We start from the raw sequence: 26,557 nt of genomic DNA, 5'->3' as shown, positions 1-26,557 counted from the left end.
TGAGCCGGTCGTTCAGTTACACCGCACACCTTCACGCCGTGCGCTTCAAGAATCCGCCGCGCAAGCCGAAACAACAGCAACCTAAGTTTGCTTCTGGCTGCGCCATGCTCATCATCATCGGCTTCATCGTCGTCATCGTCAGCGTCCTCGGCGGCTATGTGCTGTCGCATGGCAAGCTGGGCGCGCTCTGGCAGCCGTACGAGCTGATGATCATCGGTGGCGCGGCGTTCGGTGCGTTTCTGGTCAGCACGCCAGGCAAGATCGTCAAGGAGACCTTCGCCAGCATCCTGGGTGTGTTCAAGGGACCGCAGTACAAGTCCGACGACTACCAGGCCACCCTGAGCCTGATCTACGAGCTGCTCAACAAGGCGCGCCGCGACGGTTTCATGGCGCTGGAAGATCACGTCGAAAAACCGCAGGACAGCACCATCTTCGGCAACTACCCCAAGGTGGTCGCCGACCATCACCTGCTGGACTTCATCACCGACTGCCTGCGCCTGATGATCGGCAGCAACATCGAGCCGCACGAGCTGGAGCCGCTGCTCGAGCTGGAGCTGGAAAAGCATCACCACGAAGCGCTGGCGCCCTCGCATGCATTGAGCAAGGTATCCGACGGCCTGCCCGGCTTCGGCATCGTGGCGGCCGTGCTCGGCATCGTGATCACCATGGGCGCGATCGGCGGGCCGATCGAGGAGATCGGCCACCATGTCGGCGCCGCCCTGGTCGGCACCTTCCTGGGCATCCTGCTGGCCTATGGCTTCGTCGCGCCGCTGGCGGCAGCGATGGAAGCGCGTGCCGATCAGGACGGGCGCATGTACGAGGCGGTCAAGACCGCGCTGCTGGCCTGCCTGCGTGGCTACAACCCGAAGATTGCGCTGGAGTTCGCGCGCAAGACGCTGCCCTCCAACGTGCGTCCGAGCTTTGCGGATTTCGAAACGCACCTGAAGACGATCAAGTAGGACCGCGGTCATGGCCGAGGGCAAATCCACCGTCGTCATCCGACGGGTCAAGAAGGTGCAGGGCGGCGGCCATCATGGCGGCGCCTGGAAGGTGGCGTTTGCCGACTTCGTGACCGCGATGATGGCGTTCTTCCTGGTGCTGTGGCTGATGGCCGCCACCACCAAGGAGCAGCGCGCGGCGATCTCGGAATACTTCCGCAATCCCAGCCCGTTGTCGGGCAAATCGCCGGCGCCCTCGCCGGGCATGAACGGCCCCGGCGGCGCCAGCACCTCGATGATCAAGCTCGGCGGCACCGCCGACATGGCCAAGGGGCAGAAGGACGAGATGGGCCGCAAGCGCGACAACGCCGCCGACACCAGCGAAGACAGCCGCGCCAAGGACAAGAAGCGCCTGGAAGCGCTGATGCAGGACCTGAAGGAGGCCATCGACAAGAGCCAGGCGCTGGAGCCGTTCAAGGACCAGCTGCTGCTCGACCTCACCCCGGACGGCCTGCGCATCCAGATCGTGGACAAGCAGAACCGGCCGATGTTCGACATGGGCCGCGACCAGCTCAAGCCGTACACCGTGGCGATCCTGCGCGAGCTGTCCAGCTTCATCAACCAGGTGCCCAACCACATCAGCATCACCGGCCACACCGACACCACCGCCTATAGCAACGATACCGGTTACACCAACTGGGAACTCAGCGCCGACCGCGCCAATGCCGCGCGCCGTGCGCTGGTGGGCGGCGGTATGGACGATGCCAAGGTCACCCGCGTGGTGGGGCTGTCCTCGTCGGTGCTGTTCGACAAGACCGACCCGCAGAACCCGATCAACCGCCGCATCAGCATCGTGGTGATGACCCAGGATGCCGAACAGGCAGCGCTGGCCGGCGCCGGCCAGGGCATTGCGCTGGGCAAGCCCACCCACGATGCCGACACCCATGTGCCGGATCTGAGTGCCGCAGCGACCACCACCGCCAGCACGGCAGTGGGAACACCGGCCGCGCAGCCTGCGGCAGGACCCGCTGCAGCTGCGTCGGCGGGCGGATCTGCCGCTGCGGCCAGCGTCAAACCGACCGCTGCAGCGACCCCGGCCCCCAGCGCCGCGCCGGCGGCACCGCGCGTCTCCACGCGCACCCAGGTGGCTTCGGCCACAGCGCTGGCCAAGGCCGCCGAAGCTGCCGTGGCCGCACCGCGCACTGCCGTCAGCGAAGCACCCGCGCGGCGCTGACGGCGGCTGCGGGCACCTGGCAAGACGTTGCCTGGCGGTTGTTGGGGTTGTTGGGGTTGTTGGGGTTGTTGGGGTTGTTGGGGTTGTTGGGGTTGTTGGGGTTGTTGGCGGTTGCGGACTGCTGCGGGCTGCGGGCTGCGGGCTGCGGGCTGCGGGCTGCGGGCTGCGGCAGACGGCAGACGGCAGACGGCAGACGGCAGACGGTATCGTGCATCTCGAATCTGACGTGCATGCCGAACTTGATGTACATGTCGGATCTGACCACCCTGCGGGCTGCTTGTCGTCCCGGATGCCGATTCTGACCAGCATTCGCGCTGGCGCTCCGGCAGACGCGCGGTGCCAGCCGCTGCAGCCTGTCCGAAATATCGCGTCAGCGGCCTTCGGAACGCCGGAAGAGCCGACAGCAGCATCGCCGGCAGAGCTGGCGTTCAATGGCCTGGCGGCGGCACCCGAGCCGGGTCGCGCGCAAGCGCCTAGAATGGTCGGCCATTCCCAGCGTCGAGAACACCGTGTCCCGCAATTCCAAGGCCAAGCGCGACAAGCGCAAGAAGTCCCAACCCAAGCGCCCGATCGTCCGTCTGGGCCAGGCGCCGCAGATCGCCAACCATGCCGTGCTACAGGATGCCGACGGCCGCGTGGTCGCTGCGATCGGCTTGCAGAACGGCAGCGAATGGCTGCTGTCGATCGGCGGCCAGACCATGGGCAGTGCCGACAACCCGGTGCCGATGCTGGCCATGCTCAAGCACCTGGCCAATCTGCAGGAGAAGGAAGGCAAGACCATCTCGCTGGAATACTCCACCCAGCTGCAGCAGATGATCGACGACCTGGCCGCCGAAGACGGCAAGACCGCCGAGGAATACCTGACCGCGCTGGTGTCCGAGTTCGAGAACAGCGACGCTGAGGGCGACGACGGCGAGGCCGAAGACGCAGAGGCCGACGCCGAGGCGAGCGATGCCCAGGCAGCTGCCGATGCGGACATCGATGCCGACGCCACCGCCGGAGACGCCGCTGCCGCGACTGCTGGCGACGCGTCGCAGGACGACGTCGGCGACGCAACCGACGACAGCAAGAAAAACAAGAGCAAGAAGGTCTGAAGGCCGGCAGGTGGCCGTCTACGTCGACGATGCGGTGCATCTGTGGCGCGAGCAGCGCTGGGCGCACCTGCTCGGCGATACGCTGGACGAGCTGCATGCGATGGCGGCGCGGCTGGGCATTCCCCGCCGCGCCTTCCAGAACAAACTCAGTGGCGCGCACTACGACGTGCCCGCTCCGCTACGCGCCGAAGCGATCGCGCTCGGTGCCATCGCCATCTCCCGTCATACCGACCGTGTCTTGCTCAAGGCCTTGATCGCCAATGCACGTGCACAGGCGCGGGGCGCGGTGCCTTGAGGCGGAGATTGGGGGAGTCGGCATCGGGGAGTCGTAACAGCGGTGGCCGCGCCCTGATTGGCGGCACGCCGTTGTAGGAGCGCGCCTGAGCGCGAGGAGCTCTCCCGGTAACGCCCGTCGCGCGCCGGCACGCTCCTACGTGGCAATCGCCGGGCCGTGCATGCGTACCGGCCTGGAGGCCTGCAACGTCCAGCACCCGTGATGACGGCACGCATCTGCATGAGGGCAGCACGCCCTTGTAGGAGCGCGCTAGCGCGCGAGCGGATGTCCCGGTAACGCCCGTCGCGCGCAGGCACGCTCCTACGTGGCAATCGCCGGGCTGTGGACAATGCCTGCGCGGCAGACCCTAGCGGCTACCACGCGCTTGGCGTGCTGCCGCAGCACGCACCACCGCGGCTCGGCACAACCACACCCACAGATCGCTCCTACGATTCCCCAATCCCGATTCCCCAATCCCACCCCTCAGAACGCCTCATTCCCCAGCCGCACTTCCACCCCCAGCAGCGAGGTCAGCGCCAGCATGGCATCGTCGTCGCGGCTGAGCGCGATCCAGCCGGCATAGGCGTCGCCGCCGGTGTTCCAGTTCCACAGCGAGTAGCCGTGCTCGCGCAGACGATCGAAGGCCACCGCCATCAGGTCGGGCACACTGAGATCGTGGGAAAATTCCTCGTCGTCCAGGTCGCCGCCCCAGTCGATGCGCAGGTTCCAGCGCGCGCTGAGTTCGTCGATGGCGGCAATGAACGCGTCGGTGTCCTTCCAGTCCACGAAGAAGCCCGAGCGCCAGTCGATCGCATCCTTCAAGGCCCACAACCAGGCATCGTCGCCCTCGTCGTCGTCCAGGTCGGCCTGCGCCTCGCGCCAGGTATCGAACTGGCCCAATGCGGTGTCTTCATCGCCAGGGTTGATCAGCACCAGCAGATTCCACACCCGCGCCGGGTGGTCGTCGACATCGGCTTCGTCGCCCTCGGGCTGCAGGCCTTCGTCGTCTTCGTAGTCGGCGCTGTTATCGGGCATGGCGGTCTGGTTCCAGGAGTGCAGGCGTGAGTGTGAGGCCTGGCGACGCGCAAGCAAACCGGTCGGGGCGTGCGCATGCATCGCCGGGGCTGATCTTCGCGGCGCGGGCCCGTATCCTGTGCGGCCGAAGACGGCCATCCCGGCCGCCATGACGCCTTTCCCATGAGCGATACCCCTCCCGATCATCTGGCCATCGATGCACGCAGCCCGTTCCACAATGCCGATGCGCTCGGCCGCGGCGTCGGCGTGCGCTTCAACGGTGTCGAACGCGACAACGTCGAGGAGTATTCGGTCAGCGAAGGCTGGATCAAGGTGCAGGTCGGCAAGGCCCGCGACCGTCGCGGCAACCCGATGACGATGAAGATCAAGGGCGAAGTGGCAGCGTATTACCTGGACACCAAGCACGACGCCAAGCCGGCTGCCGAGTAAGCGCGGCCGGCAACACGACTCCACGTCAGGCTACTGCAGGCCGGACGCTCTGTGCCCTGGCTGCAGGGCGCCCGCCCACCCTCGCGCGCGACACGCTGCAGGTACGTCCTCGTAAGCTCTTGCGCGGCATCCATGCCGCGTCAGGCCCCGCGACGGTGGGCGGGCAAGGACCCGTCGGGAATATCGGTATGCATGGTTTTCGACATGACAACCGACCAACTCTCTAGCGTGGTGCCCTCGCCGATTGCGGGACCGTGTGGCGGCACGGATGCCGCCACCGAGCCCCCAGGGCCGGGTTCACGACGTGTCCCGCGAGCGGCGAGGGTGTCGCGCCCTCGACCCACTCGGCGTTGACCTGGACTTCCGACGGCAGCCACCAGGATGCGGCCGGCAAAACCACTGCATTCACCACTCAGGCCTTGAGCCGGTAACCGCTGCGGAAGATCGCCGCCACCACGCCCAGGCACACCAGCAGGAACAGGAACGTCATGCCGGTGCTTACCGCGATGTGCACGTCGGCCTTGCCGTAGAAACTCCAGCGGAATCCGCTGATCAGGTACACCACCGGATTGAACAGGGTGACCTTCTGCCACAGCGGCGGCAGCATATTGATCGAGTAGAAACTGCCGCCCAGGAACGTCAGCGGCGTCACCACCATCAGCGGGATCACCTGCAGTTTTTCGAAGCCGTCGGCCCAGATGCCGATGATGAAACCGAACAGGCTGAAGGTCAGCGCGGTGAGCACCAGAAAGCCCAGCATCCACAGCGGATGCGCGATCTCGTAAGGCACGAACAGCCGTGCGGTGAGCAGGATCAGCAACCCCAGCAATACCGACTTGGTCGCCGCTGCGCCCACATAGCCGATCACGATCTCCCACCAGGCCACCGGCGCCGACAGCACCTCGTAGATGGTGCCGGCCCAGCGCGGCATGTAGATGCCGAACGAGGCATTGGAAATGCTCTCGTTGAGCAAGGACAGCATCACCAGCCCCGGAATGATGAAGGCGCCATAGCTGATGCCGTCGATATCGCCCATGCGCGAGCCGATCGCCGCGCCGAACACCACGAAATACAGCGAGGTCGACAACACCGGCGAGGCGATCGACTGGGTCAGCGTGCGGAAGGCACGCGCCATCTCGAAGCGGTAGATCGCCGCGATCGCATGGCGGTTCATGCGCGCACCTCCACATTGCGGGCGCCATGCACCAGGTTGACGAAGATCTCCTCCAGCGAGCTCTCGCTGGAATGCAGGTCCTTGAAGTCGATACCCTGCTCGTTGAGCCGGCGCAGCAACGCACCGATGCCGGTCTGCTCGGCCTGGGTGTCGAAGGTATAGATCAGGCTGTTGCCGTCGGCCGACAGCTCCAGCGGCAGATCGCCCAGCGCGGCCGGAATGGCCTGCAGCGGCGCCTGCAGGCTCAGCGTGAGCTGCTTCTTGCCGAGCTTGCGCATCAGCGTGTGCTTGTCTTCCACCAGCACCAGCTCGCCGCGATTGATCACCCCGACCCGGTCGGCCATGTCTTCGGCTTCCTCGATGTAATGGGTGGTCAGGATCACCGTGGTGCCCTGCTCGCGCAGCCTGCGCACCATCTGCCACATGTCGTGACGCAGCTCCACGTCCACGCCGGCAGTGGGTTCGTCCAGAAACAGGATGCGCGGCTCGTGCGCCAGCGCCTTGGCGATCAGCACGCGCCGCTTCATGCCGCCGGACAGCGTGGAAATCTTGCTGTGGCGCTTGTCCCACAGCGAGAGTTCGCGCAGCACCGTTTCCAGATACGCCGCATTGGCCGGCTTGCCGAACAGGCCGCGACTGAAACGCACGGTGGCCCACACGGTTTCGAACGCGTCGGTGGCCAGCTCCTGCGGCACCAGGCCGATGCTGGCACGCGCGGCACGGTAGTCGTGCACGATGTCGTGACCATCGGCCAGCACGGTGCCGGTGCTGGGGTTGATCAGCCCGCAGACGATGCTGATCAGCGTGGTCTTGCCGGCGCCATTGGGACCGAGCAGCGCGAAGATCTCGCCGCGTCGGATCTGAAGGTCCACCTGCTTGAGCGCCTGAAAACCGCCAGCGTAGGTCTTGCTCAATCCCTGGATCGAAACGATTGGAGTCATGTCTTGTGCGCTGGAACCATCAGCCGCACAGGGTAGGCCGTGCGCCATGAAGATGGGAGAAGTGCGGATGGAATGGTGTCGTCCGGCGCGCGCCGGGGAGCCTCAGCGAGCTGGACCGCGCACGCCTGCTGCCCTTTGCTGGCGCATCTCCCTGTAGGAACGCGCCTGCGCGCGATGGCGCTTTCCCGCCAATGCCCCATCGCGCCCAGGTGCGCTCCTACCCAGCCAGACACGGCAACCGCTGCTGCTCTTGCGATTCCCCAATCCCCAATCCCGATTCCCGCGCGCTCACGCGCGCTTGCGCGACTCGATCAGATCCAGATTGCGCACCAGCCGGCGCGACAGGTCATCGGAAATCTCGCGGCGCCTGGCCAGCTTGAACAACTCGTTGCGCTCGGCCACCAAGGCTGCATGGCGGAACTGGCGCAGCGCCTGTTCGTAGGCGCCGGCCTCTTCCGGATCGGTCTCGGCCATGTCCACTGCACCCAGCTTGCGCTGATAGCGCTGGCTGACCTGGTTGGCGGCGGCGTTGTAGCGCTCGGCATGCTTGCTGCCGTCCACCAGCCGCTGACGCAGCTTTTCCACCGCTTCCAGCGCCGCCTGCGATGCGGCCTTCACCGCCAGATCTTCCTTGAGCTGCTCATCTTCTTCCTCGGGCAGTTCCAGCCCGCGCAGCAGCCGCGGCAAGGCCACACTGGCCACCAGCAACGACACCAGGATCACCGACGCGGCCAGGAAGATCGCCAGCTGGCGGGCCGGAAACGGCGAGCCGTCCTCCAGCATCAACGGCAGCGTGAGCACGCCGGCCAGGGTGATCGCACCGCGCACGCCGGCCAGCGACACCGCCACCACGATCCGCCACGGCGGGCTGACATGCTGCTCGCCGCGCCACTGCGCCTTGAAGATGTTCCAGCGCAGCGACAGGAACACCCATACGAAACGCAACGCCATCAGGCTGGCGCTGATGGTGGCCACGTACACCGCCAGCCACCACGGATTGAGGTGCCCAGCCTCCTGCACGCTGCGCACCGCCCCGTCCAGGATGCCCGGCAACTGTTCGCCCAGCAGCACGAAGATGATGCCGTTGAAGGTGAACTGCACCGTGTCCCACACCGCCGAGCGCTGCAGGCGCATGTTGCCCGGCGCGTTGCCGGCCATTTCCACGTAGCTCATGGTGACGCCGGCGGCTACCGCGGCCAGGATGCCGGAAGCATGGAAGGCCTCGGCCAGCAGATAGGCCGCGAACGGGGTCAGCAGATTGACCAGGATCGCCGAACCCGGCTCCTCGCCGAAATGGCGCCAGATCCAGGCCTGGATGCGGCTCAGGCCGAACGTGGTGGCCACGCCCAGCGCCAGCCCGGCCAATGCCACCCACAGGAAGGTCAGCGAGGCGGTGGCGAGCGAGAAGCTACCGGTCAGCACCGCGGCCACCGCGAACTGGAAGCACACCAGTCCGGAGGCATCGTTGAGCAGGGACTCGCCTTCCAGGATGTGCATCAGCCGCTTGGGGATCGGCACCTTGGAGGCGATCGAGGACACCGCCACCGGATCGGTCGGCGAGATGATCGCTGCCAGCGCGAAGGCCACCGCCAGCGGCATCGCCGGGATCAGCCAATGGATCAGCAGGCCCGCACCGATCACGGTGAACACCACCAGACCCAGCGCCAGCTCGAGGATGGCCGCCTTGTCGCGGAACAGGCCTTGTTTGGGAATGCGCCAGCCATCCAGAAACAGCAACGGCGGCAGGAACAACAGGAAGAACAGCTCCGGTTCCAGCTCGTGCCCGGCATCGAACACACCCGAGACCACCGCGCCAAGCGCGATCTGGACCAACGGCAGGGGCAACGAGAACGGCAGGATGCGGATCAGATAACCGCTGGCCGCGACCGCCAGCAACATGGCGAGGACGACATCGATCGAATGCATGGAAAACCCGGAAGAAGAAACGGTGCGCGCGTGCGGCATCGCATAGTGCAACGCACCATCACGCGCCTACGGAAACATACCGGTTTGCATCCGGCGATGAAACCTTTGCGCCACCTCGCCCGGCTTGCCGTTCGTTGCGGCAGATCTGCCATCGGGGCCCGTCGATGTCACACCGTTGCCGACTCGCGTCGGCCCGGCGCCGTTGGATACGCCAGCGAATGGACGCGTGCGCCCTGTTGCGGGAGTGCCCTGCCAGGCAGCTCACCGACAGACTGCAATCAGCTGTGGCGAATGTGCCTGTTCGCATGCGGAGGCGATTGCCGCGTGGTCTTGACCGGGACGATGAAGGTCGCTTGCTGCAGTTGCAGCCTGGAGTCGTAGTGACTCACCGTCACCTTGACTGCCTTGGGCTTTTTCCTGAAGGCATACGGCCACTGTGCGCCGACCATCTGTTGGCCGATCTTCTGGCCGTTGGCGTCTTCCACGAGTTTGAGGTGCACCGGGTAATTGCCTGCGCCGCCATTGTCCGCATCGTTGGCATCGACCACATCGATATGGGCTTTCGAAAACGCCAGCGTCGAGGGCCCGCCGTCTTTGTAGTTGGCGCTGTCATCGAACCCGATGTTCCTGTAGCTGTAACTCACCAGCAGCACCTGCGTAGGCCGCCAGGATCCACCGCCATCGTCATGGATTTTCACCCTGGCCGGGCGCACGGCATCGATAGTGAACTGCCACTCGCCCGGAACAATCCATTGCTGCCCTGGCCGATAGGCTTCACTGGACGGAGCAACGGCCTTTGCCGGCGTTGACGTCGGAGCCCGCGCTGCGGCCGAGGCCTGCGTGATGCCGCACACCATCACGCTTGCAGCCAGGCATGCTGCCAGTGCCAGCCGCGTGCATTGGATTTTTTTCTGCGTCATCTAGCTACAACCTTTCTGCGTGATTCGGTGAATTGCGTTGCCCATAAATGCGGAGCCAGCCTGCAAGGTTCAGCGTCATTATCTGCACTCCACACTAGCTGAGATAAGTGCAGCCGGTGGCGCGAGGTTACATGACACCAGCAGCAGATCACTGACGACATCATGCTACAGCGTTGCTTATTTAGTCCGGCTTCACCCACGAACTCATGTAGCAAAAAAGCCACTCGAGATTCACGCATTCGATAATCAGGTTGCAGCACCAAAGATAATCCTGCCTACCTTCTTCGCGCTTGCTGGTGACTGTCGTCAGCAATGCATTGAACCTTGCCTGCATTGGCTGCGTATCGCATGGACGGCGGCAGGTCGACCGCGTCCTGTCTGCAATGGCACCTCGACCTGCGTCACATCGGTTTCGACCACCGACAAGTGTTCGGGTTGCAGCTGCCGTCCGAGCCCAGCGAGCGCAACAGGCTGCATCGATGCCTGCGTTATGACGGTCTCGAGCGACGCAGTGCGGGGTCCGCCGGTGTAAAGACCGCGTGATGCATCCGCGCTGCATCCACCCGCGTATCCAGCACTACGATTGCCATCCAGGCAGTCGCTTACCCAAAGGATCGATGCCTCATGAAGACCTCATTCCAGTCGCTTGCCATTGCCACTGCCATTGCCCTGACCAGTGCCATGGCCCCCGCTTACGCCGCATCGAACCCGACCGTGGGCGGTGCGCCGATGCTGGTGACCAAGGACATCGTCGACAACGCCGTCAACTCCAAGGACCACACCACCCTGGTCGCCGCGGTCAAGGCCGCTGGCCTGGTCGACACGCTGAAGGGGCCGGGCCCGTTCACCGTGTTTGCCCCGACCAACGCCGCATTCGCCGCACTGCCGGCCGGCACGGTGGAAACGTTGCTCAAGCCCGAATCCAAGCCCACGCTGACCAAGGTGCTGACCTATCACGTGGTACCGGGCAAGGTCGACGCCGCATCGCTGATCGCCAAGATCAAGGCCGGCGGCGGTAGCGCCTCGCTGACCACCGTGCAGGGCGAGGCGTTGACCGCAAAGCTCAACGGCAAGAAGGTCACCATCACCGATGCCAAGGGCAACACCGCCAACGTCACCATTGCCGATGTCATGCAGAGCAATGGCGTAATCCACGTGGTCGACAAGGTGTTGATGCCGTAACGGCAGCTTGCTGCCTGACGCAGGCAGTCGCAGGCGCGTGACCTGCATCGGCGGAACGCAGCCAGGTTCCGTCGATGGGGCGACGACGATTTGCGCACGCCAGCAACGTTCAGAGCAGCTGCATTGCCGCAAGCACTCGGGTAAGCGCGGACGCCGCGCTCGACACCGGCAGGTACGGGTGGTACATGCCGATGTCGAACACCGAACGCGCCTGTCTGACCACCCTGCAGCAATCCTGCTTGTCGCTCCTGCTTGAAGTGATTAGCCGCGCTGGCGTTGCCCTACAACGCCGGCGCATCGGCTGCACAGCAACAGGCGCAGACACTGTTGCAGCGTTGTATCCGCGCGTGCCTGGAAACAGGCTCCAGGCAGCGCCACCACACCGCAAAGCGGCGGTGAGGGAACCACTGGCTCGCCAGTGGTTCCACTTGGTGTCTCGTTCTCCGACACCGTGCGCGTGCATTTGCACGCGCATTTTTTATGTCTTCACCATGCGCTCTGCAGCAACCGGTGCATCCAGCAACTGGCGCAGGTCCTCGACAAACCCGCGGTAGCCTTCCTCGCGCGCGGCCTCCGAGCCCTGCCGCAATACCCAGGAGGGATGCACGGTGGTCAGCACCGGCGTGCCGTCGTCCAGCCGCTGCCACTGACCGCGCTGCTGCATCAAGCGAAAGCTGTTCCCCAACACCGCCTGTGCCGCGGTTGCGCCCAGGCAGACGATCTGCGCCGGACGCAGCTGCGCGCGTTCGGCATGCAACCAGCCACTGCAGGCCTGCACATGCGACCGTTCCGGGTTGCGATGCAGCCGCCGCTTGCCGCGTTGCTCGAAGCGGAAATGCTTGACCGCATTGGTCACGTAGACCGTGGCGCGGTCGATGCCGATCTCGCCCAGCGCCATGTTGAACAAACGCCCGGCCGGCCCGACGAACGGACGCCCGCTCAGGTCCTCTTCGTCGCCGGGCTGCTCGCCGATCACCATCACCGACGCATCGCTCGGCCCTTCGCCGAACACCGTCTGCGTTGCCGGCTGCCGTAACGCACAGCGCCGGCAATCGCGCGCGGCCACGCGCAACTGCGCCAAGCTTTGCGTGGCCACTTCCGGGACCGGCGCCGGCGCCGGCGCCACCGGCACTCGCCGCCGCACCGGCTCGGGCGCACGCTCGGCCATCTCGCGCACGCGCACACCCGCCTCGCGGATCAGCTCCGGCAACAGGCTCGCCTCCGGCAGGTTCTTCCAGTATTTCTGCGGCATTTCCTGCCGCATCATGGTCGGATTGAGCCGCGCCGGATTAAAGATATGCGCGTAATAGGTGCGCCAGAGCGTCTCCTGCGCATCGTCGGCCGGCACCTGGGTGCGCACGGCGCCCTCGCCGAACGTCAACGCCTCGCCGTCCCAGCGCACGCTGCGATACGGGGTGAGGATCGCCCAGCGCATGCCCGCGAAGCGGCGCGCGAAAAACGGCGCCACCCGATCCACGATCCAATGTTCGGGCTCGAACCACGCCACGAAGTCTTCCTCTTCCACCGGCAAACGCCGAAAGCGCACGAACGCCTTCATCTTGTGCGTATCGCGCTGCACCGCCTTTTGCCACTGCGTCACCCGATGCACGTCGACATCGGTGGCCCGCTCGAGCAGCGCGCGCTCCCCGCAGGCCACCCGCCACAACAACCGGTACAGCACCGCATAGCGCTGCGGATCGCGGTGACACAACACCGCTCCGGCCATCTGCAGGAACTCCGCCGACACCCGCGGCGCTGCAGCCACGGCCGGCAAATCCAGCAGCCCCTGCCCCATCAACAAGCCGCCCTGCGCTCCGCCATTCCACGCGATGGAGTCAGGCTCCACCTGCGCGCACCACCCTGCCCGCGCCAGCGCACGCCATGCTTCAAGGCTCCAGCCCGGCTCGACGTCAGCGTTGAACATCGCGGTGGTCAGCATGGAGAGGTGGGCTTGGGGATTTAAGATTGGGGATTCGCAAAGCGTCGCGTTCCTGTGTCAGCAATGGCGTTCGGTGACCTTTGCGCTTTCGGCGGTCTTTGCACTTGATGCCATCCTTATCCGCCTTTCGGGCAGCTTGCCCGGCGACAAGGCAGACGCCGGCGGACGCGGCGGAGCGCCGGATGCCGGCGGCCAGCTGCGGCTTCAATCGAACAGACTCGCCTGCCTGGGTGCCGGTGCCAGTTGCGCGCGCAAGCGCACCGGGTCGTCCAGGCGCTGGCGCGGATGATGGTCCAGCACGCTCACAAACGGCAGCAGCTTCTTCATCGGCACCCGCAACCGCGCCAGGTCGCCCACCCGCAAGCGCGCATGCCGGCGCGACAACAACAGGCGCTCCACATTGCGCGTGCCCAGGCCCGGCACCCGCAGCAGCATCTCGCGCGGCGCCGCGTTCAGATCCACCGGAAACCGCTCGGGATTGCGCAGCGCCCAGGCCAGCTTCGGATCCACGTCCAGATCGAGCATGCCGCTGGACTGCGCTGGTGCGATCTCCTCCACGCTGAACTCGTAGAAGCGCAGCAACCAGTCGGCCTGATACAGCCGGTGCTCGCGCTGCAACGGCGGTGCCTGCAGCGGTAATTTGGACGAGGCATCCGGGATCGGGCTGAAGGCCGAGTAGTACACCCGGCGCATCCGGTAATTGCCGTAGAGATTGTGGCTGGTGTCCAGGATGCTGCGGTCGTTGGCATCGTCGGCGCCGACGATCATCTGCGTGCTCTGCCCGGCCGGCGCAAAACGCGGCGGCTTGGCGCGGCGCAGCTTTTCGGCCTTGCGCTCCAGCTGGTTTTCTTCGATGCGCCAACGCAGTTCGCCCATTGCCGAGCGGATGCCGCCGACGCTTTTTTCCGGCGCCAGCAGCGTCAATCCCTGCTCGGTCGGCAGCTCCACGTTGATGCTCAGGCGGTCGGCGTAGCGGCCGGCGGCGGCCAGCAATTCCGGCGTTGCATCGGGGATGGTCTTGAGGTGGATGTAGCCGGCGAAGTGATGCACCTCGCGCAGCTGCCGCGCCACTTCCACCAGCTGCTCCATCGTGTAATCGGAGTTGCGGATGATGCCGCTGGACAGGAACAGGCCTTCGATGTAATTGCGCTTGTAGAAGTCCAGCGTCAGCGTGACCACTTCTTCCGGCGTGAAGCGCGCACGGCGCACATTGCTGGACACGCGGTTGACGCAATAAGCGCAATCGAACACGCAGAAATTGGTGAGCAGGATCTTCAACAGCGACACGCAGCGGCCGTCGGGCGTGTACGAGTGGCAGATGCCCATGCCCTCGGTGCTGCCGATCCCGCCGGTGCCGAGCGAATTGCGCTTGTTCGCGCCGCTGGAGGCGCAGGACGCGTCGTATTTGGCCGCATCGGCCAGCACTGCGAGTTTGTCGAGGATTTTCACGCAAGCAGCATGTCGCGAAGGCGTCTCAGCCTGTGAGACTGCACACCACCTCATCGTGAATGCTTCAGAGCGCTGCGCTGCCGGCGCTTGTCGGCAGCATGCCTTGTCGCTGCGGGCCGGTGTGCCATAGGCACCAAGCCGTATCGCCATGGGGGGCAGTGCCTCGGAATTGCGGGACCGGCATGCCGCCTGCACCGTCGGTGACAGCGACGGTGCAGGCATGCTGCGGTCGCCAGGGCTCAGGCGGCGACCGGGCCCGCAAGCGCGCGATCATCTCCGGGATCGCCGTCGAACCGGTAGATATCCATCGCCAGAAACCCCGCGTCGATGCCGGCATCGATGCGTTGCGCGCCGAGCCGGTCGGCGCCGGCGGCGCCCATCGCCACATACAGCGGCAACAGGTGCTCGTCGGTGGGATGCGCCCGTGCGGCATGCGGTGCCTGCCGGCGATAGTCCAGCAACGCGGCGATGTCGTCCTCCACCAGTTTGCGCTCGGTCCACTCGATGAAGGGCCGCACATACGGCGCCTCGCGCTCGGCGCTGTAGCCGTGGCGGAAGTCGTGCAGGTTATGGGTGATGCTGCCCGAGCCGATCACCAGCACCCCGTCCTCGCGCAGCGGCGCCAGCGCGCGACCGACCGCAAACTGGTGCGCCGGTCCCAGCTCGGGCTGGATCGACACCGACACCACCGGGATATCGGCTGTTGGATACAGCAGGCGCAGCGGCACCCACACGCCATGATCGAAACCGCGCTGCGGATCCAGATGCGGATGCAGGCCGGCCTGTTCCAGCCGGCGCAGGATCTGCTGCGCCAGCGCCGGCTCGCCGGGCGCGGGATATTCCAGCTCGTACAGCGGCGCCGGGAAGCCGCCGAAGTCATGGATGGTGGGCGGCCGCGCCGCGCCGCTGACCAGTGGGCGGCGGCCCAGCCAGTGCGCGGATGCAACGACGATCGCGCGCGGCCGCGGCAAGGTCTGCGCGAGCTCGGCCAGGCGCTCGCCGACCTGCCCCGGCTGCAGCGCAGTCATCGGCGATCCGTGCGAGATGTACAGGGAAGGCAAACGGGTCATGGCGTACTCCTCGAAAGAACGACAGGCAGCCTCAACGCGCCGGCTTCAGCGCCCACGCGCCTTCGCCGAGCAGGGCTTGCACGATCAGCAACACCGCCCACAGCGCCGGGTATTCCCAGCCACCGCCCGGATTGGAGAAACCGAAGCCGTTGCCGCCGTGCACGCTGACGATTGTGCCCAGCAGCAGCGGCACGCCCAGCAGCCCGACCCAGCGTGCGTAGATGCCCAGCAGCAAGGACAGGCCCAGGCCCAGTTCCAGCGCGATGGTGAGGTAGGCCAGCGCGCCCGGCAGGCCCAGCGAGTGGAAATAGGCCACGGTGCCGGCCGGGGTGAACACCAGCAACTTGGTCAGGCCATGGACCAGGAACAGCGCGCCCAGGCTGATGCGCAACAAGGCGGCGCCGTAGGCAGCGGTACGCGGGGAAGCAGGCGAGGTGGACATTGGACGGACTCCGGTGAGGACCTGCACAGCCTATTGCTTACAGATTTCTGATAAATAGTTTTACTTCAGATAATTTATTGCGATCGAAGCAACAATCGGACACCCATGGATACCCTCGATGCGATGCGCGTGTTCGCGGCAGTGGCCGAACGCAGCGGCTTCAGTGCGGCCGCCGATGCGCTGGACCGCTCCACCGCCAGCGTGACCCGGCAGGTCGCCGCGCTTGAGCAACGGCTGGGCACCCGCCTGCTCAACCGCACCACCCGGCGGGTCAGCCTGACCAGCGCCGGCACTGCGTATTACCAGCGCTGCCTGCAACTGCTGGCCGACCTGGACGATCTGGAGGCCACGGTCGGCGCGCAGGCGCTGGAGCCGGCCGGGGTACTGCGCGTCAACGCGCCGGTGAGCTATGGCATCGAGCGCCTGGCCGCGCTGCTGCCGGGCTTTTGCGCGCGCTACCCGCAGGTGGAACTGGACCTGTCGCTGTCGGACCGGCTGGTGGACATGGTCGAAGAAGGCTTCGATGTCGCCATCCGCATCACCCGGCAGCCGGCGCCGACGTTGATCGCCCGGCGCCTGGGCACGGTCCGCCTGGTGCCCTGCGCGGCGCCGGCCTACCTGGCCCGTGCCGGCACCCCGATGCACCCGTCCGACCTGGCCGGCCACGACTGCCTGCTGTACCACTACTCGCCCAACGGCGACGAAGTGCGCTTCCATGGGCCCGATGGCGATAGCGATGTGCGCATCCACGGCAGCCTGCGTGCCAACAACGGGCATGTGTTGAGCGCGGCGGCGGTGGCCGGCCTGGGCATCGCGATGCAGCCGGACTTCCTGGCCGACGAACATCTGGCCGCTGGCCGGCTGGTACGCATCCTTCCGCAGTACGCACTGGGGGAGATCGGCATCTTTGCCGTCTATACCAGCCGCAGCCACCTGGCCCCGAAGGTGCGCAGCTTCATCGACTACCTGGTCGACAGCATGGGCGATCCCGGGCGCTGATGAGCCCGGCAACAGTACGTCCCGTCGATGGTCATTAACCTGACGCCGCATGTGTGGTCACAATCAAGATCCCCTCGAGCCACAGGATTTCGCATGAGCAAGATCGCCATCATCTATTTCAGCGGCTACGGCCACACCGTCAAACTGGCCGAAGCCGTGCATGCCGGCGCCGCCAGTGTCGGCGAGGCCACGCTGTACCGCATCGATCAGGACGGCAACCTGCCCGACGACGCCTGGGAGGCAATCGGCGCCGCCGACGCCATCATCTACGGCAGCCCCACCTACATGGGCGGGCCGGCGTGGCAGTTCAAGAAGTTTGCCGACGCCAGCTCCAAGCCATGGTTTGCGCAGGCCTGGAAGGACAAGATCGCAGCCGGCTTCACCAACTCGGCCTCGGTGAACGGCGACAAGTACGCCACCATCCAGTATTTCTGGACGCTGTCGCAGCAGCACGGCCAGGTCTGGGTGGGTACCGGCCTGCTGCCGTCCAACACCAAGGCGCACGGTCCGCAGGACATCAACTGGACTGCCGGTTCGGCAGGCGCGCTGGCGATCTCGCCTTCCGATGCCTCGCCGGAAGAAGCACCACGCAGCGGCGACCTGGAGACCGCCAAGCTGCTCGGCAAGCGCGTGGCCGAATTGGCCGGCAAGCTCAAGGGCTAAGCCGCATGTAGCGGCGCCCGCGTAACAGCACCCGTGCATGGCGGTGGGCCTAGGTCTGCTGGCATGCGCGGACTTTTGCGTGGAGTCGCAGCGCGCGTTCGGGTTTGCGCGCTGTAACGCCGAATGCCCGATACCGCAGCGATCCGGCATTGGGCGCAGTCGTCGGCCCACCCCGTCGCCACGCGCCGCCACCGCGGCATGCAAGCCCCCCACAGCGCGTCATCGTACGGGCCACATCGTGCTCACGCGCGCCGCCGCATCCTTCCCCTGCCTTCTTTGACGCACGGAGTTTCCTCACCATGCAAACCCGCACGCTTGGCCGTTCCGGCCCCACCGTCTCTGCGCTCGGTCTCGGCTGTATGGGCATGAGCGCGTTCTACGGCAATCGCAGCGACGAGGCCGGCTCGATCGCGGTGATCCACCGCGCCCTCGATCACGGCGTCAGCCTGCTCGACACCGCCGACATGTACGGCCCGCACACCAATGAAATCCTGGTCGGCAAGGCCATCGCCGCGCGCCGGCACGAAGTGTTTCTGGCCACCAAGTTCGGCATCAAGCTCGATCCCAACGACCCGTCGGTGCGCGGCATCGATGGCAGCCCGGACTATGTGCAATCGGCGTGCGAAGCCAGCCTGCGCCGCCTGGGCGTGGAGCACATCGATCTGTATTACCAGCACCGCGTGGACCCCAACGTGCCGATCGAAGACACCGTCGGTGCGATGGCGCGGTTGGTCGAGCAAGGCAAGGTGCGTTTCCTGGGGCTGTCGGAGGCCGCTGCAGCCACCATCCGCCGCGCGCATGCGGTGCATCCCATCACCGCGGTGCAGACAGAGTATTCGCTGTGGTCGCGCGAGCCCGAGGACAACGGCGTCTTCGCCACCGTACGCGAACTCGGGATCGGATTCGTTCCGTATTCGCCGCTGGGTCGCGGGTTTCTGACCGGCGCATTCGCGTCCCCGGATGACTTCGAGACCGACGATTACCGTCGCCATTCGCCACGTTTCCAGGGCGAGAACTTCACACGCAACCTGGAACTGGTGCAGCAGGTCAAGGCGGTCGCCGCCGACAAGGGCATCACGCCGGGGCAGCTGGCGCTGGCCTGGGTATTGGCGCAGGGCCAGGACCTGGTGCCGATCCCGGGCACCAAGCGGCTGGCTTACCTGGAAGAAAACCTTGGCGCGCTCGATGTCGCGCTGATGCCGGACGAGCTCGCACGCATCGATGCGATCTTCCCGCTGCAGGCCGCGTCCGGTACGCGTTATCCGGAAGCGATGATGGGCGCGCTCAGCCGCTGAGAGCGCCGCGTGGGAGCACATGCAGTCGCGGCCGTCTGACTGCGTGCGCTCACGCCATCGCACCGGTGTGGCTCGCACACTTGCCAGCACCGCCATCCGAGTGACACGCCCTGCCCATGCTGTCTGTCGTGATCCCCGCCCATGACGAGGCCGCGCTGATCGGCCAGACGCTGCACTGCCTGCACGCCTGTGCGCAGGCCATGCAGCTGGACTACGAGGTCATCGTGGTGGCCGATGCCTGCGAAGACGACACTGCCGCCATTGCATGCGCGGCCGGTGCGCGGGTGCTGGACGTGCAATTGCGTCATATCGCCGCCACCCGCAATGCCGGCGCGCAGCAGGCGCAAGGCGACCGCCTGCTGTTTCTGGACGCCGATACGCTGATCGACCCGCAGGTGGTCGGCGCGGCGCTGGCGGCGCTGGATGCCGGCGCGGTCGGCGGTGGCGCACAGGTGCATCTGCAAGGCAGGCGCGCGTGGTTCGAGCGCATGGCGCAGGCGACGTTCGGCTGGCTGTTCCGTCTCGGCGGCATTGCGCCGGGCTGCTTCCTGTTCTGCACGCGCGCCGCATTCGTCAGCGCCGGTGGTTTCGATACGCGTTACTACGCCGGCGAAGATGTGGCACTGAGCCGCGCGCTGGCACGCTGCGGGCGGTTCGTGATCCTGCGCCAGACCGTGCATACCTCCGACCGCAAGCTGCGCAGCTTTTCCAAGCGCGAACACCTGAGCCTGCTGCTGCGCTTTCTGTGGCGTGGGCGAAGCATGCTGCAGACCCGCGATGCACTGGGCTTCTGGTACCAGCGCCGGCGCTGAACCGCGCGTGTCCGCAGGGCTGCTGCACCGGGTGCGCGCTGCCATCGCGCCGGGACGTGGCGTCGGCGGCAATTTACACTGGCACGTCTGTTTTTCGTTTTCCGAGTTGCGCTCGCATGGCTCTTTTGCACCGTCCTGTCCTGATCGCTGCGCTGTCGGCTGCCCTGCTGAGCACCGCCGCGTGCCACCGCGATGACACCTCACCGGCGACGCACGCCAAGCCCATGCCCACCACGCCGAAGCTGGGCGATTTCGGTTTCGATGCGGCAGGCATGGACCGCAGCGTGTCGGCAGGCGACGACTTCTTCAGCTACGCCAGCGGCAACTGGGTCAGAACCACCCAGATCCCGGACGACCGCTCCAGCTTCAACAGCTTTGTCAGCATCGCGATCGCGACCGAGCAACATAGCCGCGACATCATCGAAGGCGCCGCCGCCAACGACCGTGTCACCGGGGAAGACAAGCAGATTGGCGATTACTACGCGGCCTACATGGACGAAGCCGGGATCGAGGCCAAGGGCGCAGGCCCGGTGCAACCGGAACTGGACGCGATTGCGCGGCTAGATGACAAACAGGCGCTGGCGCGCACCCTGGGCGGGCAGCTGCGCGCCGATGTGGACCTGCTCAACTCCACCAATTTCCATACCGACCGGCTGTTCGGTCTGTGGATCTCGCAAGATCTGCATCACCCGGGGCGCTATGCGCCGTATCTGGTGCAAGGCGGCCTGGGCATGCCGGACCGCAGCTTCTATCTGGACGAGGGACGCATGACGCAGATGCGCGACGCCTACCGCGCGCACATCGTCAAGCTGCTGGACCTGGCCGACATCGATGACGCGGCGGCCAGGGCCGAGCGCATCCTGGCACTGGAAACCGCGATGGCCCGCGTGCACGCCACCGCCGAACAGACCAACAACGTGCAGGCCGGCGCCAACGCCTGGAAACAGGCCGACTTTGCGCGTAATGCACCTGGCCTGGAATGGGCGCCGTTCTTCGACGCGGCCGGCCTGAAGGCGCAGCAGGACTTCATCGTCTGGCAGCCCGGGGCGGTGACCGGGTTGTCGGCGCTGGTGCGTTCCGAATCGCTGCAGACCTGGAAGGATTACCTGAGCTTTCGCGCCCTGGACCGCGCTTCGCCGTATCTGTCCAAGGCCTTCGCCGATGAGCGGTTTGCGTTCTACGGCGCCACGCTGGAAGGCACGCCGCAACAACGGCAGCGCTGGAAGCGAGGCATCGATGCCACCAACGCGGCCTTGGGCGAAGCGGTGGGCGAGCGCTATGTGCAGAAGTACGTCAGCGCCCAGACCAAGACGCGTGCCGAGGAGATGGTCAAGAACATCGTCGCCGCCTTCGGCAAACGCATCGACGCGCTGGAGTGGATGAGTCCGCAGACCAAACAGCATGCCAAGGCCAAGATTTCCGGGCTGACGGTGGCGGTGGGGTATCCGGACACCTGGCGCGACTACAGCGGGCTGGAGGTGCGCCGCGACGATGTGCTGGGCAATGTGCAGCGCGCCGAACTGTTCGAGTACCGGCGCAATCTGGCCAAGCTGGGCAAGACCGTGGATCACCGCGAGTGGTACATGCTGCCACAGGAGGTCAACGCGCTGAACGTGCCGTTGGAAAACCGCCTGTTGTTTCCGGCAGCGATCCTGCAGCCGCCGTTCTTCGACCCGGCGGCCGACGACGCGGTGAACTATGGCGCCATCGGCGCGGTGATCGGCCACGAGATCAGCCACAGCTTCGACAACATGGGCGCGCAATTCGACGAACATGGCGAGCTGCACAACTGGTGGACGCCGCAGGATCTGAAAAAGTTCGAGGCCGCCGGCAATGCGCTCGCCGCGCAGTTCAGTGCGTACAAGCCGTTCGACGACCTGAGCGTCAACGGCAAGCTGACGCTGGGCGAGAACATCGCCGATGTGGCCGGCCTGGCGACTGCCTACGATGCCTATCAGCTATCGTTGCAGGGCAAGCAACCGCAGACCATCGACGGTTTCAGCCCGGATCAGCGTTTCTTCCTGGGCTTTGCGCAGGCCTGGCGCGGCAAGTATCGCGACGCGGCGCTACGCAATGCCGTACTCACCGACGTGCACGCACCCGGACGCTTCCGTGCACAGACCGTGCGCAATCTCGATGCCTGGTATCCGGCGTTCGATGTACAGCAGGGCGAGCAGTTATATCTGGCGCCCGCGCAGCGGGTGCGGATCTGGTAGCCAGCCCCCGCGTCACACCACCGCCCTGCACACCAGGCAAGCACCCGCACTCACCGCTCCCCAGGCCACTCCAGCAACATCGTCTGCGGCAGCTGCATGCGGCGGCACGCGCGTGCGGACAGCCCGTCGCGGAGCGCGGTGCGGAACAGTGGCGACAGACTGCGCAGCAGCCGCGCCGACGCATGTCCCTGTGCGCGCTGCGTGGTGGTGCGGCCGAGCATGTCGCTGGCCCAACCCGGCAACAAAGCGGTGCCGGCACCGAGGAACACGCCGCGCGACAGACCGGCCGCCGGCACCGGCAGCTGGATGCTAGTGAGGATGTCGAGCACTTCGCGCGAGCGCGTATCCATGCGCAACTGCCCGCGCACAGTGGCGAAATACGCATCGACCTGCGCCTCGCTGGCGGGCACATCGGTGGCGCCCAGCGCTTCGGCGACGCGGCGCGCTTCGTCGTAGTAACGATCGGCGATGCGCGCCGGCACATCACGGCAGTAACGTCGGCAGCCCTGCAGAAAACCATAGGCTTCGGTGACGTGCACCCAGGTCAGCAACTGCGGATCGTTGGCGTCGTAAGGCACGCCGTCGGCGGTGTGGCCGTGGATATGCGAATGGATGCTGCGCACGCGGGCGATCAATTGCTCGGCTTCGGCGCGCGGGGCGTAGGTGGTGCCGGCGACGAAATTGGTGGTGCGCCGCAGCCGCCCGATCAAATCGGCGCGGAAGTTGGAATGGTCGTAGACCCCGGCCAGCGCGCGTGGATGCAGCAGTTGCAGCATCAATGCGCACAGTCCGCCGGACAACATGCCGGGGAATTCGGAATGCACGCGCCAGGTGACGCTGTCGGGCCCGAAGATGCCGGTATCTCCGAGGGGCTGGTCGTAGTCGATAGTGCTCTGGCCACGGGGAAACGCGCCCAGCACCCAGCGCTGGATCTGCCTGGCGGCGGGGGCAGTGAGGGTACGCAGGACGGCTGACATGCACACAAGGATACGTAGGCGGCTGCAAGACCGCGTCGTGGCGCTGAGGGGCTGGGATTGGGGATTGGGGATTTGGGATTGGTGAAAGGCGGCGCCGTGTGCGCTGCTCGTATCCATGCGCGCCGACCGTCTCGACGGGGACTTGCCCGCCTGTCGCGGGATTTTGCGCGGCATGCATGCTTGCGCGGCGCTCACGCGATCTGTACGCCGGACTGGGTCGCACCGGTCGCAACCGCCACGGATGCAATCACGCAGGCGCGGGTGTGCAGTGCAGCAAGAATGGCGGCGCATCGCAGCTGCAGCCGCCCGGCAAATGCTGCAAAGCGCCTGAATACCGCGATCTGTGCGCCGGTGCGCAGCATTGGGCCGCCGTCGGCTCGCAGCAGGCATTGCCAAGCACAGCGAAAGTGCTAGAACTAGGGCCGTCCGCGCACCGGCCTGCATCACTGCCAGCCGTCTGCCCGGTCGCTCCAGGGCACCGGCGCGTTGCCGGGTGCAGCAAGTCGTTCGTACCAGCCATCCGTCAGGAGCTTGTCATGATCGCTTTGTTCCAGGGTTTGGGCCTGCTATTGCAGGACAACGCACTCCATCGGCTCTCCTTCGACGAGCAGGTCGCGCACTGGCGCGAAAAGAGCGACGAACAGCTCGACCAGGAGCTCAATCTGCTCAAGGTGGCCAAGAAGCAATGGGTGATCGCCTCGATCATCGGCTGGCAGGCGATCTCGCTGGTGCTGCTGGGCGTGATCACCCACCAGCTCTGGCAGAACGACTACCACCTCACCTTCAGCCGCGTGGTGATCATCTTTACCTCGTGGGCCTCGATCCTGTTCGTCATGTGGTACATCGCCGATCTGTTCGACCACAGCGCCGGTTTCGAACGCTGGCTGCGCGCCTTCAACAGCCGCGCGCGGGTCACCCCGGATGCCGACTCGGTCGAATGCGTGGCCGATGCGCTGGACATGACGCGCCGCTACCCGGAAGTGCTGCGCTACAAGCAGGAGGTGACCTCCAAGCGCGAGCTGCGCCACGAGGACATCGTCAACATGCGCGAGATGGGGCGGCTGCGCCGCTACACCGAACTGTTGCGCGATCTGGACCGCTTCGATGGTGCGCCGCGCCTGGTGACCAATTCCACTACCCATAGCGCGGCAGGGACGCTGGCGTAGCGGTTGCGCGATGGACGCAGGGTTGCCGGGAGACCCCGACAACCCTGCGTGTCTGGTGGAACGTGCTGATTGATCCGCCCGCGACACCGGGTGCGCTGCCGGGCAGCGCCAATTACCGCACCCGATGGCGTGTGCGGCGGCTAACAAGAAAACGGCCGGTGCAGTGCACCGGCCGTTCCTGTTTGCGGCGCCCGAAGACTGGCGCCTGCTCGATCCGTCGTCAGCAATCAGCGGTCAGACGCTTACGCCCGCGCGACGGCCTTCTCCACCGACGGCGTACGCCAGCCGCTGCGCACGCCCCAGATGTAGAACACCGCCCCGACCGCCGCGACCACCGCCAGATCGGTGCCGTAGCTGAGGTAGCCATGCCCGCCGAAGTCGCTGCTGCCGGCCCAGGACAGCAGCGCGATCGTCGGCAGGTAGCAGATCATCCAGGCCGCGCCCTTGAGGTTGCGCCCAAGATCCGGCCAGCCTTGCTTGGCCTGGTAGTAGCAGTACACCGGCAGCGCCACGACCATCAGCAGGATGATCTCGCCGGTCAGCGGCCAGCGCGCCCAGTACAGCAGCTCGGTCGCCATCACGAAGGCCACGCCGGCCAGCACCGGCAGCGCGGCGATGCGCAGCGGGCGATGCAGCTCCGGCGCATGACGGCGCAACGCCATCGCGCTGATCGGGCCGGTGAGGTAGGAAATGATGGTCGCCACCGAGATCACCGCCGCCAGCGTGCCCCAGCCGCGGAAGAAGAACAGGAACACGAACGACACCGCCAGGTTGAAGAACATCGCCATGCGCGGCACGCCCCAGACCGGATGCAGCTTGCCCAGCACCGACGGCATGGTGCCGTTCTTTTCCATGCCGTAGACCATGCGCGCGGTGGTGGCGGTATAGGTGATGCCAGTGCCGCTGGGGCTGACGAACGCATCGATGTACAGCAGCATCGCCAGCCAATGCAGGTTGACGATGATGGCCAGCTCGGCAAACGGCGAGCGGAAATCGATGCCGTGCCAGCCAGCCTTGGCCAGCAGGTCTGGCGGCACCGCGCCGATGTAGGCCACCTGCAGGATCACGTAGACCACGGTGGCCAGCGCGATCGAGCCCAGCACCGCGAACGGAATGCTACGGCCAGGGTTGCGTGCTTCACCTGCCAGGTTCACCGGGCTCTGGAAGCCGTTGAAGCTGAAGACGATGCCGGCGGTGGCCACCGCGGTGAGCACCGCGGCCAGGTCGATCACGTGCGCATCGCCGTGGATGCCGACGCTGAAGTTTTCGCTATGGAAGCCGCTGGCGATCAAGGCCACGCCGGTCGCCGCCGGCACCACCAGCTTGAACACGGTGATCAGGGTATTGGAGCGCGCGAACAGCTTGACGCTCCAGAAGTTGAGGAAGAAATACACCAGCACCAGCACCGCCGAGATCAGCAGGCCGGGCACCGACAACTCCCCCGCCCCGCCGGGTGCCTGCACATACAGGCCCTGCGCCCAGGCCCATGGCCAGGAGGCCATGTACTGCACCGAGGCCTCGGCCTCCACCGGGATCACCGACACGATCGCGATCCAGTTGGCCCAGCCGGCGATGAAGCCCACCAGCGAGCCGTGCGAGTAATGGCTGTAGCGCACCATGCCGCCGGACTCGGGGAACATCGCGCCCAGTTCCGCGTAGGACAGCGCGATGGTGGTGATGATCGCTGCACCCAGGATCCAGGCCCAGATCGCACCGGGGCCGGCCAGGCCGGCAGCGCGCCAGGCACCGAACAGCCAGCCGGAACCGATGATCGAGCCCAGGCCGGTGAGCATGAGGGCGAAGGGGCCAACGTCGCGGCGTAGCGATTGTTCGGACATGAGAAGCCTGGCAGTGAGGACGCCGTGAACCGGCAACAAGCTCGCAATGATCGCAGAAGCGGCCGTTGATCGTCAGTGCGTATTCAGGCTTGCGTGCGTTTGCATCCGTGCCCCGCCACACAGACGGAACCTGTTTTAGCAGGCCGCTCGCTCAACCATGGCAATCGGCGCTGGGCGCGCTGGCATCCACACAGGTATGCGCCTGACGCGGGATGCCGCGCAATTCGCGCACTTGCCCGGGGGTCAGCGCAAAGCTGTCCAGGGTTGTGCGTGCGCAGGCCGGCGTGCCCGCGGTCTGGCCCGCGGCGGGCGCGGCGCAGTGCTCCTCGTAGACCAGGTAATGGCAGCGACCGCTGCTACTGGCCAGGCAGTGCACGTTGAGGTCGGTGGCGGTGGCCAGGGTCTTGCTGAAGATCACGTCCCGGCCATTGCTGGTGGCGCGGGTGATGGAGGTGGTGCCGTTGCGGTCGTGGCAACCGGCCAAGGCAAGCAGGCAATACACGAGGGAGGCGATCAGGCGCATATCAGCAATCCTTTCAGTCGA

General features: G+C 66.0%; 26 protein-coding genes. 12 read left to right on the top strand and 14 right to left on the bottom strand.

What is annotated here, in order from left to right:
- Positions 1-104: 104 nt before the first annotated feature.
- Together motA and motB are read left to right on the top strand one after the other, a co-directional pair.
- Positions 105-959 (top strand): flagellar motor stator protein MotA, encoded by an 855-nt coding sequence (gene motA / locus FHT09_RS01000; RefSeq protein ID WP_104536394.1) that lies wholly within the window; start codon positions 105-107, stop codon positions 957-959.
- Between the two features lie 10 nt (positions 960-969).
- On the top strand, positions 970-2,172 hold the full coding sequence (motB, locus tag FHT09_RS00995) for a flagellar motor protein MotB (RefSeq protein WP_104605966.1): 1,203 nt from the start codon (positions 970-972) through the stop codon (positions 2,170-2,172).
- Here motB and FHT09_RS00990 read toward each other — a convergent pair.
- Positions 2,147-2,422, bottom strand: a complete 276-nt coding sequence (locus tag FHT09_RS00990) for a hypothetical protein (protein ID WP_184416815.1) — start codon at positions 2,420-2,422, stop codon at positions 2,147-2,149. The genes motB and FHT09_RS00990 overlap by 26 nt on opposite strands.
- Before the next feature lie 181 nt (positions 2,423-2,603).
- Here FHT09_RS00990 and FHT09_RS00985 point away from each other — a divergent pair, with 181 nt between their 5' ends.
- Both FHT09_RS00985 and FHT09_RS00980 read left to right on the top strand, forming a co-directional pair.
- On the top strand, positions 2,604-3,266 hold the full coding sequence (locus FHT09_RS00985; RefSeq protein ID WP_243848922.1) for a hypothetical protein: 663 nt from the start codon (positions 2,604-2,606) through the stop codon (positions 3,264-3,266).
- 10 nt (positions 3,267-3,276) lie between these two features.
- A complete protein-coding gene (locus tag FHT09_RS00980) occupies positions 3,277-3,561 on the top strand; it encodes a DUF4031 domain-containing protein (RefSeq protein ID WP_104536397.1) in 285 nt (94 codons plus the stop codon).
- 462 nt (positions 3,562-4,023) lie between these two features.
- On the opposite strand, the gene FHT09_RS00975 is transcribed toward FHT09_RS00980, so the two are convergent.
- A complete protein-coding gene (locus tag FHT09_RS00975) occupies positions 4,024-4,575 on the bottom strand; it encodes a hypothetical protein (RefSeq protein WP_104607513.1) in 552 nt (183 codons plus the stop codon).
- A 162-nt stretch (positions 4,576-4,737) separates the two neighbouring features.
- On the opposite strand from FHT09_RS00975, the gene FHT09_RS00970 reads away from it, so the two are divergent.
- Positions 4,738-5,004, top strand: a complete 267-nt coding sequence (locus FHT09_RS00970; protein WP_104536399.1) for a DUF3297 family protein — start codon at positions 4,738-4,740, stop codon at positions 5,002-5,004.
- 412 nt (positions 5,005-5,416) lie between these two features.
- Here FHT09_RS00970 and FHT09_RS00965 read toward each other — a convergent pair whose 3' ends face one another.
- The 4 genes from FHT09_RS00965 to FHT09_RS20140 form a co-directional block, all read right to left on the bottom strand.
- Positions 5,417-6,178, bottom strand: coding sequence for an ABC transporter permease (locus FHT09_RS00965; RefSeq protein WP_016900895.1), 762 nt, complete (start codon positions 6,176-6,178; stop codon positions 5,417-5,419).
- Entirely contained in the window at positions 6,175-7,119 is a 945-nt protein-coding gene (locus FHT09_RS00960) for an ABC transporter ATP-binding protein (RefSeq protein ID WP_104607511.1), read from the bottom strand. The genes FHT09_RS00965 and FHT09_RS00960 overlap by 4 nt, the downstream gene beginning before the upstream one ends.
- A gap of 288 nt (positions 7,120-7,407) precedes the next feature.
- Positions 7,408-9,045: a Na+/H+ antiporter gene (locus FHT09_RS00955; RefSeq protein ID WP_104607510.1), complete on the bottom strand. Its 1,638-nt coding sequence runs from the start codon at positions 9,043-9,045 to the stop codon at positions 7,408-7,410.
- A 278-nt stretch (positions 9,046-9,323) separates the two neighbouring features.
- Complete coding sequence (locus tag FHT09_RS20140) at positions 9,324-9,965, bottom strand: hypothetical protein (RefSeq protein WP_258077307.1); 642 nt, start codon at positions 9,963-9,965, stop codon at positions 9,324-9,326.
- A gap of 624 nt (positions 9,966-10,589) precedes the next feature.
- On the opposite strand from FHT09_RS20140, the gene FHT09_RS00945 reads away from it, so the two are divergent.
- Entirely contained in the window at positions 10,590-11,147 is a 558-nt protein-coding gene (locus tag FHT09_RS00945; protein WP_016900899.1) for a fasciclin domain-containing protein, read from the top strand.
- 478 nt (positions 11,148-11,625) lie between these two features.
- Here FHT09_RS00945 and FHT09_RS00940 read toward each other — a convergent pair whose 3' ends face one another.
- The 4 genes from FHT09_RS00940 to FHT09_RS00925 form a co-directional block, all read right to left on the bottom strand.
- The gene (locus FHT09_RS00940) at positions 11,626-13,071 is read right to left on the bottom strand and encodes a UdgX family uracil-DNA binding protein (protein ID WP_104607514.1); all 1,446 of its coding nucleotides are present in this window, start codon (positions 13,069-13,071) and stop codon (positions 11,626-11,628) included.
- A gap of 219 nt (positions 13,072-13,290) precedes the next feature.
- A complete protein-coding gene (locus FHT09_RS00935; protein ID WP_016900902.1) occupies positions 13,291-14,535 on the bottom strand; it encodes a putative DNA modification/repair radical SAM protein in 1,245 nt (414 codons plus the stop codon).
- A gap of 239 nt (positions 14,536-14,774) precedes the next feature.
- On the bottom strand, positions 14,775-15,605 hold the full coding sequence (locus FHT09_RS00930; protein ID WP_104607509.1) for a class III extradiol ring-cleavage dioxygenase: 831 nt from the start codon (positions 15,603-15,605) through the stop codon (positions 14,775-14,777).
- A gap of 31 nt (positions 15,606-15,636) precedes the next feature.
- Positions 15,637-16,047, bottom strand: a complete 411-nt coding sequence (locus FHT09_RS00925) for a DoxX family protein (RefSeq protein ID WP_104607508.1) — start codon at positions 16,045-16,047, stop codon at positions 15,637-15,639.
- 105 nt (positions 16,048-16,152) lie between these two features.
- Here FHT09_RS00925 and FHT09_RS00920 point away from each other — a divergent pair, with 105 nt between their 5' ends.
- The 5 genes from FHT09_RS00920 to FHT09_RS00900 all read left to right on the top strand — a co-directional run bounded on the left by FHT09_RS00920 (position 16,153) and on the right by FHT09_RS00900 (position 22,032).
- The gene (locus tag FHT09_RS00920; protein WP_047127395.1) at positions 16,153-17,046 is read left to right on the top strand and encodes a LysR family transcriptional regulator; all 894 of its coding nucleotides are present in this window, start codon (positions 16,153-16,155) and stop codon (positions 17,044-17,046) included.
- Between the two features lie 93 nt (positions 17,047-17,139).
- Positions 17,140-17,709 carry a flavodoxin family protein gene (locus FHT09_RS00915; RefSeq protein ID WP_104607507.1) on the top strand — a complete coding sequence of 190 codons (570 nt, stop codon included), beginning with the start codon at positions 17,140-17,142 and terminating at the stop codon, positions 17,707-17,709.
- A 299-nt stretch (positions 17,710-18,008) separates the two neighbouring features.
- Entirely contained in the window at positions 18,009-19,004 is a 996-nt protein-coding gene (locus FHT09_RS00910; RefSeq protein ID WP_104607506.1) for an aldo/keto reductase, read from the top strand.
- Between the two features lie 116 nt (positions 19,005-19,120).
- Complete coding sequence (locus FHT09_RS00905; RefSeq protein WP_184416813.1) at positions 19,121-19,816, top strand: glycosyltransferase; 696 nt, start codon at positions 19,121-19,123, stop codon at positions 19,814-19,816.
- A gap of 152 nt (positions 19,817-19,968) precedes the next feature.
- Positions 19,969-22,032: a M13 family metallopeptidase gene (locus FHT09_RS00900; protein ID WP_104607135.1), complete on the top strand. Its 2,064-nt coding sequence runs from the start codon at positions 19,969-19,971 to the stop codon at positions 22,030-22,032.
- Between the two features lie 50 nt (positions 22,033-22,082).
- Here FHT09_RS00900 and FHT09_RS00895 read toward each other — a convergent pair whose 3' ends face one another.
- Complete coding sequence (locus tag FHT09_RS00895) at positions 22,083-23,009, bottom strand: oxygenase MpaB family protein (protein ID WP_104607111.1); 927 nt, start codon at positions 23,007-23,009, stop codon at positions 22,083-22,085.
- A gap of 191 nt (positions 23,010-23,200) precedes the next feature.
- Positions 23,201-23,371 (bottom strand): hypothetical protein, encoded by a 171-nt coding sequence (locus FHT09_RS00890; protein ID WP_155407455.1) that lies wholly within the window; start codon positions 23,369-23,371, stop codon positions 23,201-23,203.
- Positions 23,372-23,545: 174 nt separating this feature from the next.
- On the opposite strand from FHT09_RS00890, the gene FHT09_RS00885 reads away from it, so the two are divergent.
- Positions 23,546-24,175 carry a hypothetical protein gene (locus FHT09_RS00885; protein WP_258077269.1) on the top strand — a complete coding sequence of 210 codons (630 nt, stop codon included), beginning with the start codon at positions 23,546-23,548 and terminating at the stop codon, positions 24,173-24,175.
- Positions 24,176-24,417: 242 nt separating this feature from the next.
- On the opposite strand, the gene FHT09_RS00880 is transcribed toward FHT09_RS00885, so the two are convergent.
- Complete coding sequence (locus FHT09_RS00880) at positions 24,418-26,013, bottom strand: APC family permease (protein WP_026064004.1); 1,596 nt, start codon at positions 26,011-26,013, stop codon at positions 24,418-24,420.
- 151 nt (positions 26,014-26,164) lie between these two features.
- On the bottom strand, positions 26,165-26,536 hold the full coding sequence (locus FHT09_RS00875) for a hypothetical protein (RefSeq protein ID WP_104607110.1): 372 nt from the start codon (positions 26,534-26,536) through the stop codon (positions 26,165-26,167).
- Positions 26,537-26,557: the final 21 nt, after the last annotated feature.

The sequence above is a fragment of the Xanthomonas sp. CFBP 8152 genome (assembly GCF_014199025.1).
GTDB lineage: Bacteria > Pseudomonadota > Gammaproteobacteria > Xanthomonadales > Xanthomonadaceae > Xanthomonas > Xanthomonas arboricola_B.
Note: the sequence above shows the minus strand (reverse complement) of the source record. Positions and strands in the feature narration are given on the sequence as shown.